The organism is Bariatricus sp. HCP28S3_F11 (assembly GCF_052065395.1).
Taxonomy (GTDB): domain Bacteria; phylum Bacillota; class Clostridia; order Lachnospirales; family Lachnospiraceae; genus Allocoprococcus.
Map to the genome: position 1 here is coordinate 18,780 of NZ_JBQHUC010000010.1, position 13,073 is coordinate 31,852.

The following is a 13,073-nucleotide window of genomic DNA, read 5'->3' on the forward strand; positions in this document are numbered from 1 at the left end:
GCACTATTTACATGGTGTTTTTCAGGGTGGTTAAGAAGCGTTTTTGTGCTTCCTTACAAATAGTATTCTACGGCTTTCTATGGATTAAGTCGTTCCCCAAAGAATGGACAAAAAGTACAATGGGAATGGCCTTTTTGAGGTAGAGTAGGCGGATGAACCTTTCATCCGCCCCTCATCAAACCGTGCATGAGGTTCTCCCTCACACGGCTTTCCGACATTCTTCTTTCTACAGCATTACGTCATGCTTTAGCCATTTTCTTTAATCCTTTTTCGTAAATGCTATTTCTAACAAATCCCACCTTTGACATATGATGTCGCCTTCGGTGCTTCTTGTTATACCATCTTGCAAAGGAGCAGATAATGTACCAGTCTAGTGCCTGCATCCATTTTTCATTTGTCTTAGTAGAATAGTAATTCTTCCATCCTGTGATTTTAGGATTCAGATTCTTTATTAAATCTTCTTCTTTTGCAACTAGCAGGCTTCAATTGTTTACATTCCTTTTGATTTCTGCTTTCATTTTCTTCATGGCTTTTCTGCTAGGGTACTGATAGGTTTCCTTATACAGTTGCCCTTTGCTTGTTTCTGTTGTCATTCTTCTGTGGTGCATTCCAAGAAAGTCAAATCCCTCTTTGCCATCCCACATACTGACAATCTGCTCCGTTATGGCAAAGCCGTGAAACCGATAAAAGCTCAAAAAGGTAAAAACCGTACTGTTCCTGAAGATATCGCGTGCCCTCTTTGCGGAGCTCCGCATGAGTACATCTACGACAATACTGGTGGTCGTGGACAGTTCAAATGCAAAATCTGCGGCCAGACCTTTGTCAATGGCGAGAAAGTAACTACTCCACTTAAGCTTCAGTGTCCCTACTGCAGTCATGCCCTTCAGCCGGTAAAAGATCGTAAGCACTTCCGTGTCCACAAATGCATCAATGACAACTGCTCCTATTACAAGCGGAATCTGAATAAGCTTCCAAAAGACCTTCCAAAATCAGAATACTGGAAATACAAGCTGCGATACCTCTACCGCGAGTTTTCCGTGAACTTCTTCGACATGGAGCTGAATCAGCTTCCGAAATGGGCAACCTCTTTCAAGTATAAGAAGAACAATGCCTATATCATGGGATTGTGCCTTACCTGCCGTGTGAACCTCAAGCTGTCTCTTCGCCAGACTGTACAGGCTCTGAAAGAAATCCACGGGATTGAAATCTCACACACCATGGTCAACAACTATGCCAAAACCGCTGCTGTCATCATACGGCCTTTCGTGGATTCCTACGACTACAACCCTTCCAATAAACTGGCCGCCGATGAAACCTACATAAAAATCAAAGGCATGAAATCCTATGTCTGGCTCATCATGGATAAGGTATCACGATCGATTCTCGGGTATCAGGTCTCAACATCCAGAGATGTCGGCCCTTGTATCCTTACCGTGAGGATGGCATTTGATAAGTTTAAGGAGTTCCCTGGCAAATCCTTGAAATTCATCGCTGATGGTTATAGTGCCTATCCACTTGCTGCTCAGCAGTTCAAAATTGAAAAGGATTGGGATGTATTCATCACTCAAGTCATCGGTCTTACCAATGATGACGAAGTATCCAAGGAATACCGTCCGTTCAAGCAGCTCATCGAACGCCTGAATCGTACCTTCAAAGAATCCTACCGCACTACCTGCGGCTATGGTACAGAAGATGGCGCTGTCCACAGCGTCTCTCTTTGGGTTGCTTATTATAACTTCTTACGTCCCCATGAGATATCCGGCGGTAAAGAACCTCTCAACAAAGTGGAGCTACTGGAAGGTGCCGGGAACATGCCCGGTAAATGGCAGCTTCTCATCTACCTTGGCCAGCAGGCAATCCTAAAACAGCAAAGAGAAACTTCTATCTGTTCTTAGATTCCGAGCCGGAGGTAAATATCCAGCCACCAGAACCCTTGGTTCTGGCTTTGCCCTTGATGACACACCAAAATAATGCTACAATGCTGTGAATCAGACGGAGAAACCTATCTGTTCTTGAGTTCTTCGCCGTCGGTAAGACATTCAGAGCATTATTTTGGTGTGCCGTCAAGGGTGGCGGACACCGCCCAAAACTAACATATCTGCAATTTTCAAGGTTCCAATGGAGCCATTTTTTCAGCTCCAATTTTTCATAGGCTACTTTACACTACCGATTCTCACAAGAAGAATATCTCCGCCGCACCCTTCAACAGCTGTTCGGATGCCTGCAATCAGAGCCGTAGGAAGATGCTTGTCTTGCTCCGATATATATTCCGGATATACTTCCTGAAGCTCTTTCAGAACAACTTTCTGGGCAAAATCGGTAACTTTATATAGCCACTTTTATCGGATATTTTCAAAGTCTTAAGCAGTGTCTCCGAATTACATCCCATATCTATTTATTCTCCTTCCTATTCCCTGCTGTTACACCGATGCCGTCTATGCATCTCCTTATTGGCTCAATATTTCCAGCATCTTTTCTGAATCATCCGCAGCTTTCACTTTATCATTTGCCATGATGATGATACCGTTCTCATCAATCAGATAGGTTGTGCGTACCACTCCCATGGAAACTTTGCCATAATTCTTCTTCTCTTTCCAGACATCATAAGCCTCGATTACCTTCCGCTCCGGATCAGACAGAATCGTAATGGAAAGATTCTGCTTTTCTTCAAAACGTTTGTGACTTACCACAGAGTCTTTGCTGACGCCTAACACGATTGCACCTTTTTCTTCAATCTGAGGCAGCAAGGCAGAATACCCACACGCCTGTTTAGTACAGCCCGGAGTATTATCTTTCGGATAAAAATATAAGATCACTTTTTTCCCTCTGTATTCTTTTAAACTATGATTCTTGCCATTCTGGTCCGGAAGCGTAAAATCCGGAGCTGTTGTTCCTGTTTCCAACATAATTCTTAGTCCTCCTGTAAGATTATTCTTTTGCGTAATGATATTATTCCATGATTTCACCTAAGAAAGGATCAAAACGTCCTTAACAAAAATGCCATATACAGCGGAAGTGTCAGTATCTGTCCTGACCTGCCCACATTATAATCTCCCAGCTTGATTGCACTGTTTACATGATATTTTTCAGGGTGTTTAAGAATCGTTTTTGTGCTTTTCGTGTTTCCGTTAACTGCTTTCACTTCGACCAGTGTACATTCTCCTTTGTATCGAATAACAAAATCCACTTCCAGACCGCTGTCTTTGTGGAAATAGTACAGCTTTCGCCCCATTTTTGTGAAAATATCCGCAATCAGGTTCTCAAAGATTGCGCCTTTGTATCCATAAAGATTGCCCTGCAGAATATCATATTGTGTGCCATCCTCCAACATACTGACAAACAGACCGCAATCCCGCATATAAACCTTGAATACCTCTTCCTCCGCATTTCCGTCCAAAGGAAGCTCCGTAATCGAAAGATTATAGCACCGTGCAATGATTCCTGCATCCTCAATCCATTGAAGGCTGCCTGTATACTTTGAGGCTGTTGAACCTTTCTTTATGACCGAATATTGAAATTTCTTATTCTCTTTACTGAGTTGTCTTGGGATAGACTGGAAACATTCCTTAATACGGGATTTGTCTTTTTTCTCCGCGTATTTCACCATATCATCCTCATAGGAACGAACAATATCTCTCTGTATTCGCAACACTTTGTCCATTTGTTTTGTATCTACAAAAGTTTGTACGGCATCCGGCATACCACCTACCACCGTATACTGCAAAAGCAGCTGCTTCATACGATTGTGCAGGGCATCCGGCACAGGTGTTTCCATTTCAAGATTCTTTTTCAGCATCTCAACAAGTGGCGCTCCAACCCCATTGGCCCACAGGAATTCTTCAAAATCCAGCGGATACATATCAATCACGGTTTCCGACCCTACCGGAATAGATTTTGGTTCCTTACCATATCCCTTGACTCCCAGCAGAGAACCGGTTCCTATGACATCATACCGTCCATCCATTCGGAAAAACTTTAAGGCCGTTCTCGCCTCCGGGCAATCTTGAATTTCATCCAAAACCAGAACCGTTTCACCTGCCTCAAATACTGCCGCACTTCCCAACAATGCGGACAACATCATCACAATATTATCAATTTCCAAAGAACCGGAAAACACAGAAGCATAGTCCGGATTCTCAAAAAAATTCAAATACACAACATGCTTATAATTTTTTTTAGCAAAATCCAGAACAGAGTAGGTTTTTCCACACTGACGACAACCCTTTATAATCAGTGGCTTATGATTTGCGGTATTCTTCCATTCATTCAAACTTTGTTCTATCTTTCTTTTCAGCATAGCGTTTTCATCTCCTTAACCTGTCTGACTTTTAGTATACTGAAAGATCAAATTTTTTCAAGGGAGTTTTTGGGATTCTATCAACTTTTTCAAATGACTTTTCTCTTTCCAGAAGCATTTTTCCAGCAAATATAGGGAACATCATAACTCCGTTTTGATTATATACGAAAAAAAGCACCTCTCAGATCAAAAACTCTAAGAAGTGCTCTCATTTACATTAATACAGTTTTGCTCCTGCCGGAATCTTATCATCCACCATCAGAAGATTCAGTCCTTCTTTTCCATCCTCTTCGTGTACTGCACTGATTAACATACCGCAGGAATCAATGCCCATCATCGCTCTCGGAGGCAGGTTTGTGATTGCGATACAAGTCTTTCCTACCAGCTCTTCCGGCTCATAATACTCGTGAATACCGCTTAAAATCACACGATCCACGCCTGTTCCGTCATCTAAGACGAATTTCAGAAGTTTTTTGCTCTTCGGCACTGCTTCACATTCTTTCACCTTTACAGCTCTGAAATCAGATTTGCTGAATGTATCAAAATCAACCATTTCTTCAAATAACGGCTCGATTTTTACCTTGGAAAAATCAATTTTTTCTTCTGCTTTTGCTTCTTCCTGAACTGCCTTTTCCGCTATTTCCGCTTTCTTCTCAGCGCCGCCGAGGGTTTTCATCGTCGGGAACAGAAGTACGTCTCTGATTGCCTCTGCGCCGGTCAGCAGCATACACATTCTGTCGATACCGAATCCGATACCACCTGTAGGCGGCATACCGATTTCCAATGCGTTCAGGAAATCTTCGTCCGTCGTGTTCGCTTCTTCATCACCCTGTGCAAGCAGTTCTTCCTGTGCTTTGAAACGTTCTCTCTGATCGATCGGATCGTTCAACTCAGAGTAAGCATTTGCCATTTCCCAGCCGTTCATGAAGAACTCGAAACGTTCTACATATTCCGGATTCTCCGGTTTCTTCTTGGTCAGCGGAGAGATTTCGATCGGATGATCCATTACGAAGGTTGGCTGAATCAGATGTTCTTCTGCAAATTCTTCGAAGAAGAGACTGAGGATATCGCCTTTTTTATGTCTTTCTTCGTATTCTACATGATGTTCATCCGCAACAGCTCTTGCTTCTTCCAGTGTATGCACTTCATTCCAGTCAACGCCGGCATATTTCTTAACTGCATCAACCATGGTGATTCTCTCGAACGGCTTTCCGAGATCCATCTCGACACCTTTATATACGATCTTCGTTGTACCAAGAACCTCCTGTGCCACATGACGGTACATGTTCTCAGTCAGATCCATCATTCCGTTATAATCGGTATAAGCCTGATATAATTCCATCAGAGTAAATTCCGGATTATGTCTGGTATCCAGACCTTCGTTACGGAATACACGGCCGATCTCATATACTCTTTCCAATCCGCCTACGATCAGACGTTTCAGATAAAGTTCCAGAGAAATACGAAGCTTGAAATCTTCGTTCAGCGCGTTGAAGTGTGTCTCAAACGGTCTTGCGGCTGCTCCTCCGGCATTTGCAACCAACATCGGAGTTTCTACCTCCATGAATCCCTGTCCGTCAAGGTATTTACGGATAGAGCTGATGATTTTAGAACGTTTGATAAATGTATCTTTTACTTCCGGGTTCATGATCAGATCCACATATCTCTGACGATAACGCATATCGGTATCGGTCAGACCATGGAATTTCTCCGGAAGAACCTGCAGACTCTTGGAAAGAAGCTTCACTGCAGATGCATGAATAGAGATCTCACCGGTCTTGGTTTTAAACACTTCGCCTTCCAGACCTACGATATCACCGATATCCATTTTTTTGAAAGCTTTGTATTCTTCTTCTCCAATACTGTCTCTTGCAACATAAGACTGGATGTTTCCCTGTAAATCCTGAATGTTGCAGAAGGATGCTTTTCCCATGATACGCTTGGACATCATACGTCCCGCAAGTACAACATGCTTGCCTTCCAATTCTTCAAAATGTTCTTTTACTTCCATGCTGTGATGGGTTACATCGTATTTGGTGATTTCAAACGGATTCTGTCCGTTTGCCTGAAGTTCCGCCAGTTTTTCACGGCGTACCTTTCTCAAATGATTAATATCCTGTTCCTGCCCGTTGTTATTCTGCTGTGCTCCCACTTCTTCTTCTCCTCTCTGCATGCTGCAGGCATCTTATAAGAAACTGCTGCCTTCGGCACTTACATTTCATTCACTAAATAGAACGGTTAATCTTTAAAACTTCATATTCAATCACACCGGCCTGTGTCTCAACAGCCACAACATCTCCGACTTTCTTTCCGATCAGAGCCCTTCCTACCGGTGATTCATTGGAAATCTTTCCTGCAAGACTGTTCGCTTCTGTAGAACCTACAATCTTGAATTCCATCTCTTCTTCAAATTCTCTATCATATACATCTACCGTACATCCGATGTTGATCTTTTCAAGATCCACGTCATCTTCTACAACAATCTCAGCATTTTTCAGGATCTTTTCAAGTTCTTCGATACGTGCTTCGATATCACGCTGTTCATCTTTTGCAGCATCATACTCAGCGTTCTCGGACAAGTCACCCTGCTCTCTTGCTTCTTTGATCTTTGCAGCGACTTCTTTTCTCTTAACAACTTTCAGATTCTCAAGCTCATCCTCCAGTTTTTTCAGTCCTGTATAAGTGAGTAATGTCTTCTTTGCTTCCATACTTTCCATCTCCTCTTATCACTAAAACAGCATCTCTATGCTAGAATAAACATCATATTCTCTGAAGAAATGATGTTTATCTAAAGATACTTTCACAATTTCATTATTATACATAATTGCGTGTTTCATGTCAATAATTTTTACTGCCGGTTTCGCCGGATTCTCTCTATTTTTTCTAACAGATTCTCTCATTCAGCAATTTTTCCAGCTCTTCATAGCTTTCAACACGATTGATCTCATCCCGGAGTTTCGCAGACCCTTCCATACCTTTCGTATACCACGCCACATGCTTCCTCATCTCACGGATTCCAAGGTAATCTCCTTTCAATTCAATCTGAAGCTGCGCATGGCGAAGCATCATCTCTTTGATTTCTTTCTTTGATGGCCTGTGAGGCACTTTGCCAGTTTCTTCATATTCATTCAACTCTCTGAAGATCCATGGATTACCCTGACACCCCCGCCCGATCATCACACCATCACATCCGGTTTCTTCCAAAAGCTGTTCCGCTGCTAAAGAACCTGTTACATCCCCATTTCCGATGACCGGAATGGAAACAGCTTCTTTGACCTGCCGTATAATGTCCCAGTCTGCTTTTCCCGAATAGTACTGCTCTCTCGTCCTTCCGTGAACCGCAACTGCTGCCCCTCCTGCTTCCTCAATAATCTTTGCTATTTCCACCGCATTTACATGTTCCTCGTCAAAGCCCTTCCGTATTTTAACCGTAACCGGTTTCGAAATTGCTCTTACCGTTTTATAAACAACATCATACACCAGCCTGGGATTTTTCATCAGTGCCGAGCCTTCTCCGTTTTTGACAACTTTTGGAACCGGACACCCCATATTGATATCCAGTATCTGAAACGGTAGCTCCTCGATTGCCTTCGCCTGTTCACTGATGATGTCCGGATCAGCCCCGAAGAGCTGGAGCGAAACAGGATACTCTCTCGGATCGATCTGAAGCAGTGCTTTTGTATTACGATTTTTATACTGCAGTGCTTTCGCACTGATCATTTCCATGCACAAAAGCCCGGCGCCCTGTTCTTTACATAGTAAACGAAATGGCAGGTCTGTTACCCCTGCCATCGGCGCCAGTATATAGCGGTTCTTCAATTCCACATTTCCGATTTTCAGTGTTCTTGTCATTCCAGTTCTTCTCCCAGAAAAAATACTTTATAGTAAAGCTGGAGTTGGTTCAGAAGTTCCTGCTTCTCTTCATCATGCTGAATCTGTTTAATCTTGAGCTGGCTTCCAATGTCATCAAACATCGGATCTCCCTCCTGGGATGTGACTTCAAAGCACAGCTCGCCATCCTCTTCAAAAACCAGTGTAAGGATCCCGCCCACATCATGAACATACAATACACACATGATCTTCAGTTCATCCTTGATATGCTGCGGCAGATTTTCAAAATCCGGATTCAAATAATATTTCTCTTCATATGAATTTGCCCCGCAAAGGACAATTTTATCCTGATACATGATCATTTCTCCTTTTATTATACATACCCGTAAATTCCGCGCACGGATACTTCACCGGAAAAAATTCTGGTCCGGCTTTTATCTTCCTTCTCCACAATCAATTCACCCGTATCATCGATTCCAAGTGCTTTTGCGTTATATTCATTGCCGGGTTCCAGAACCCGCACTTCGCTGTCCTTATTTACTAAAATACGGTTATATCCATCCACGATACATGACAGGTTTCCATCCTTACAGAATGCTTCGTAATAATTCTCGAATTTCTGCATAATAGAAGAGATGATCTCGGCCCGACGAAATTCTCTTCCCAGTTCCACGCGAAGGGACGTCGCCATTCGGGCAATCTCTTCCGGAAATTCTTCTGTATTTACATTAATTCCCACACCAATCACGACATAATGGACATAATCCACCTCTGCACTCATCTCTGTAAGGATTCCGCAGATTTTCTTCTTATTTAATACAAGGTCATTCGGCCATTTGATCTGAACATCGATCTGTTCACTTTCTCTTAAGGCCTCAGCGATCGAATATGCCATCAAAAGTGTCAGCATCGGTGCACGTGACGGCTCTACTTCAGGCCGCAAAAGAAGTGTCATATAAATACTGCTACCGGCCGGCGATACCCAACTCCTGCCTCTTCTTCCTTTTCCCGCAGTCTGCTGCTCTGCCACGACCAGAGTGCCGTGCGGCGCCCCTTTTTCTCCCAGCTCTTTTGCCCGTGTATTGGTGGAATCTATGTCCTTCCAGAATTCCAGATTTCTGCCTGCCCACGCTGACTTGAGACAGCTTGCAATTTCTTTTTCCGAAAGCACATCCGGCCAGGAAGCGAGCCGGTATCCGCGGTTCCGCACCGCTTCAATCTCGTACCCTTCCTCTTTCAGCTGGTTGATTGCCTTCCAAACTGCCGTTCTTGACACCTGAAATGTATCGCAAATCTGCTGCCCCGACAGATATTCATCTGTCTGTCGGAGCATTTTCAAAATTTCTGTTTTCATATATTTATAATTCCGCGCCCAATGTTGCTGCCATCACCGCTTTAATTGTATGCATACGGTTCTCAGCTTCATCGAATACAACTGACTGTTCTGACTCAAAAACTTCATCCGTAACTTCCATTTCCGTCATTCCGTGCTTGCCACATTTTTCTTTGCCAAGCTTCGTCTTCAGATCGTGGAAAGACGGCAGGCAGTGCAGGAAAATAGCATCTTTATCTGCATTTGCCATTACTTCTTTGGTTACTTTATATCCTCTGAGGTCTTTGATACGCTCTGTCCAGACTTCATCCGGTTCTCCCATAGAAAGCCATACATCTGTGTAAATTACATTTGCCCCTTTGGTCGCTTCCTTTACATCTTCAATCAAGCTGATCGTTGCTCCGGATTCTTTTGCATATCCCCGGCATTCTTCAACCAGTTCCGGATTCGGGAAATATTTCTCAGGTGCACATACTACATAATCCATTCCCATCTTTGCACAGAGAATCATTAAAGAATTTCCAACATTGTATCTTGCATCACCAAGATAGACCAGCTTCAGTCCTTTGATTCTGCCAAGGTGCTCCCTGATTGTAAGAAGATCTGCAAGCATCTGGGTCGGATGATACTCATTTGTCAAGCCATTCCATACCGGTACTCCTGCATTTTCTGCAAGCTCTTCCACGATCTCCTGGCCAAATCCGCGGTATTCGATACCGTCATAAATTCTTCCGAGTACGCGGGCCGTGTCTTCAATACTTTCTTTACTTCCGATCTGAGAACATGAAGGATCAAGATATGTGGTTCCCATACCAAGATCATGTGCCGCAACTTCGAAAGAGCAACGGGTTCTTGTGCTGCTTTTTTCAAAAATCAGCGCAATATTCTTACCCCTGAGTGTATCTACCGGTATTCCCTTTTTCTTCTTCTCTTTCAGATCTGCCGCCAGATCAAGCAGATATTCGATTTCCGCAGGGGTATAGTCTTTCAGTGTCAAAAAATTTCTTCCTTTTAAGTCCATCTTGTATTCCTTTCTTATCCCCACAATTACGTAAACAAAACCAGGAAGCTGTGTCAGCCTTGTTTCAGAATAACGTTCAAAACGTTCACATACGATATCCCACAGTTCGTCTACCTTGTAGATATTGTATTTTTGAACTCTCATCAGTTTTGCACTTGCTTCCAGCATGCCGAGAAACAGTTCTTTATCGGAGCAGCCAATGGGAAGCTTCAGCTTCATACGGTATTCTGCCTTTTCCAATTCACTGATAAGTTTCATTATTTCTACATAATAGCACTCTTCGTGTGTTTGTTCAATATAGTAAATTGAGCCTTCCAGGCCAAAAATCATTCTTTTTGTATCATAATACCCAATTTTCATATTCTGACGGCTGCGTTTTTCAGAAAATTCCAGAATACTTCCCAGACTCACCCGCGGTATCACTTCATAAAAACTGCCTTCTTCAGGGAGAACTGCTCTTGGTACACGCCCCGGTCCCAGAATCCTTATCTGAATAATATCCTTGTAGCCTCTTTTTAACAGGGAATTTGTCGGAACATTATTAATCACTCCACCGTCAATATAGGTCTTCCCATGAAGCGGTTCGTTTTTAAAGCCCAGGAGGTACGCGCTTGCAAGCAGGAAATCTTCAAGAAGTCCATCCGGAATATCCTCGACACTGAGATCCAGTTCTTTAAAATCTGACAGAGAAAATGTAAGCAGACAGAACTCTTTCCCACAACTGCGGATTTTTTCTTCATCCACACATTCGTGAATTAATTCTTTTAATGGGGTGATGTCCACTCCACCGTCAGAGAGTTTTGCCCAAACTTTTTTCAGGAATTCTCTAACCGGAACTTCCCCATCAAAAAGCGCTTCCATGAGCCCGTCATCTACATCCATCACCTGTGAAAATGACATTTTTTTCCAGATATTTTCTGCCTTTCCCAGATCCCCCATACAGACAAGGGCGCCATTTAACGCGCCCACCGATGTACCTGCCACTGCCTGAATTTTTACTCCTGCTTCTTCCAACGCTTTCCACGCACCGATCTGATATGCTCCGCGCGCTCCTCCTCCGTCGAATACCAAACCATATTCTTTTTCCAGATCAATTACAGGTTTCATAGATTTACTCCCTTCTCTGTCTTGCCGCCTCAAACATCAAAACCGACGAGGCAATCGCTGCATTTAAGGATTCCACCTTTCCGCACATCGGAATTCGTACATAAATATCGGCCGCGTCTGCCGTTTCTTTTCGCAGTCCGTTGCCCTCATTTCCAATCAAAAATGCAGTCCCTTTCTTATAATTCTCTTTCTCATAGCTGTTCTTTCCATCCAAATGGGCCGCATAGGTCCGGATCCCACTGCCAGACAGCATGGAAACCACTTCCGGAAGCTGGTCTACATATACAAACGGCATCCGGTAGATCGATCCCATCGTAGAACGAATCACCTTTGGATTATAAATATCCACACAATCCCGGCTGAGAATGACACCGGTCACTCCGGCTGCTTCTCCGGCCCGCAAGATCGTCCCCAAATTGCCCGGATCCTGAAGATTATCCAACACCATCAGAAGTGGTTCTTCCTGCCCTCTTCCGTTTGAAAGCATCTCTTCCAGGGTATATTTCTGCTGTTCCATCACCAACAGCACCCCCTGCGGAGTCATGGTATCCGATACATGGTCAAACACATGGTCCGAAAGAATCTCCAGCTTTGCTTTCCACTCATCCAGCTGCAATTTCTCCTCCTGGTTCTGGTAAAAGCTCTCGGACACATAAAGCTCTCGCACGTTTTCCCGTGGTGCTTCCACAAACATCCGGAGTCCCTCAACCAGAAATACTCCGTCTTTATCTCTTGCTTTTCTTTTTTTCTGCCACTGAATCAACTGCTTGACTCTGCCATTTCCCGTACTGGTTATCATACTAAATTTCCTTTACTGATATCATTCAAAACTTTATTTTCTCCAATCAGGATCATCATATCTCCTGCTTCCAGGCATTCCTGCGGCTGTATATTCACGGTCACCTGTTGATTACGGATGATTCCTACTACATTGATTCCGAATTTTTCTCTGACATTCAATTCAAGAAGACATTTACCGACCCACGCTTCCGGAAGCGGCGCTTCTACCATGCTGAAATCCGTTGAAAGTGAGATCCAGTCTGTGAAATTCTTGGTGGCGAGTGTTTTGGCAACTCTTCTTCCCATCTCCTGTTCCGGGAATACTACCTTGTCGGCGCCAAGCTTCTTCAAAATATCCGCATGAATATCACTCTGCGCCTTCGCCAACACATACGGTGCTCCAAGTTCTTTCGCCAGAAGCGTAGCCAGAATACTCACTTCCAGATTTTCGGAAATCGCAACGACCACACCGTCCAGATTCCTTGCTCCCAATGCTTTGATAAAATCTTTATCCTGAATATCTGCACAGACCGCATATGACACTTCATCTGCGATCTGCTGTACCTTGTCTTCCGAAGAATCTACAGCGACCACTTCACATCCAAGTTCTTCTAAAGTAATGGCCATACTGTATCCGAAACTTCCAAGTCCTAATACTGCAAACTGTTTTGTCATTTTCCCACTCCTTCTGCTGCCGTTTGGCA

At 43.6% G+C, this 13,073-nt stretch carries 11 protein-coding genes and 1 pseudogene; 1 reads left to right on the plus strand and 11 read right to left on the minus strand.

Annotation, left to right across the window (positions count from 1 at the left end; translation table 11 throughout):
* Nucleotides 1-239: 239 nt before the first annotated feature.
* Nucleotides 240-479, minus strand: a complete 240-nt coding sequence (locus ACTNBR_RS06700) for a group II intron maturase-specific domain-containing protein (protein WP_441042688.1) — start codon at nt 477-479, stop codon at nt 240-242.
* Nucleotides 480-653: 174 nt separating this feature from the next.
* Between ACTNBR_RS06700 and ACTNBR_RS06705 the strand changes: the two are divergent.
* Nucleotides 654-1,895, plus strand: a pseudogene (locus tag ACTNBR_RS06705) (IS6 family transposase); the annotation flags it as partial.
* Nucleotides 1,896-2,447: 552 nt separating this feature from the next.
* On the opposite strand, the gene bcp reads toward ACTNBR_RS06705, so the two are convergent.
* From bcp to ACTNBR_RS06755, 10 genes are all read right to left on the minus strand, one after another.
* The gene (gene bcp, locus ACTNBR_RS06710; protein WP_427820050.1) at nt 2,448-2,906 is read right to left on the minus strand and encodes a thioredoxin-dependent thiol peroxidase; all 459 of its coding nucleotides are present in this window, start codon (nt 2,904-2,906) and stop codon (nt 2,448-2,450) included.
* A gap of 71 nt (nt 2,907-2,977) precedes the next feature.
* Nucleotides 2,978-4,297, minus strand: coding sequence for an ATP-binding protein (locus ACTNBR_RS06715; RefSeq protein ID WP_427820051.1), 1,320 nt, complete (start codon nt 4,295-4,297; stop codon nt 2,978-2,980).
* Nucleotides 4,298-4,514: 217 nt separating this feature from the next.
* Nucleotides 4,515-6,470: a lysine--tRNA ligase gene (gene lysS, locus ACTNBR_RS06720; RefSeq protein WP_441017502.1), complete on the minus strand. Its 1,956-nt coding sequence runs from the start codon at nt 6,468-6,470 to the stop codon at nt 4,515-4,517.
* Between the two features lie 52 nt (nt 6,471-6,522).
* Nucleotides 6,523-7,005 carry a transcription elongation factor GreA gene (greA, locus tag ACTNBR_RS06725; protein ID WP_427806118.1) on the minus strand — a complete coding sequence of 161 codons (483 nt, stop codon included), beginning with the start codon at nt 7,003-7,005 and terminating at the stop codon, nt 6,523-6,525.
* A 175-nt stretch (nt 7,006-7,180) separates the two neighbouring features.
* Nucleotides 7,181-8,149 (minus strand): tRNA dihydrouridine synthase DusB, encoded by a 969-nt coding sequence (dusB, locus tag ACTNBR_RS06730; RefSeq protein WP_427806119.1) that lies wholly within the window; start codon nt 8,147-8,149, stop codon nt 7,181-7,183.
* Nucleotides 8,146-8,484 (minus strand): DUF6145 family protein, encoded by a 339-nt coding sequence (locus ACTNBR_RS06735; protein WP_427806120.1) that lies wholly within the window; start codon nt 8,482-8,484, stop codon nt 8,146-8,148. Before ACTNBR_RS06735 ends, dusB begins: the two co-directional genes overlap by 4 nt.
* Before the next feature lie 17 nt (nt 8,485-8,501).
* Nucleotides 8,502-9,482 (minus strand): biotin--[acetyl-CoA-carboxylase] ligase, encoded by a 981-nt coding sequence (locus ACTNBR_RS06740; protein ID WP_427806121.1) that lies wholly within the window; start codon nt 9,480-9,482, stop codon nt 8,502-8,504.
* Nucleotides 9,483-9,486: 4 nt separating this feature from the next.
* Nucleotides 9,487-11,589 (minus strand): ornithine carbamoyltransferase, encoded by a 2,103-nt coding sequence (gene argF / locus ACTNBR_RS06745; protein WP_427820447.1) that lies wholly within the window; start codon nt 11,587-11,589, stop codon nt 9,487-9,489.
* Nucleotides 11,590-11,593: 4 nt separating this feature from the next.
* Nucleotides 11,594-12,388: a TrmH family RNA methyltransferase gene (locus tag ACTNBR_RS06750; RefSeq protein WP_441017499.1), complete on the minus strand. Its 795-nt coding sequence runs from the start codon at nt 12,386-12,388 to the stop codon at nt 11,594-11,596.
* Nucleotides 12,385-13,044, minus strand: a complete 660-nt coding sequence (locus ACTNBR_RS06755; protein WP_427806124.1) for a potassium channel family protein — start codon at nt 13,042-13,044, stop codon at nt 12,385-12,387. Before ACTNBR_RS06755 ends, ACTNBR_RS06750 begins: the two co-directional genes overlap by 4 nt.
* Between the last annotated feature and the right edge of the window lie 29 nt (nt 13,045-13,073).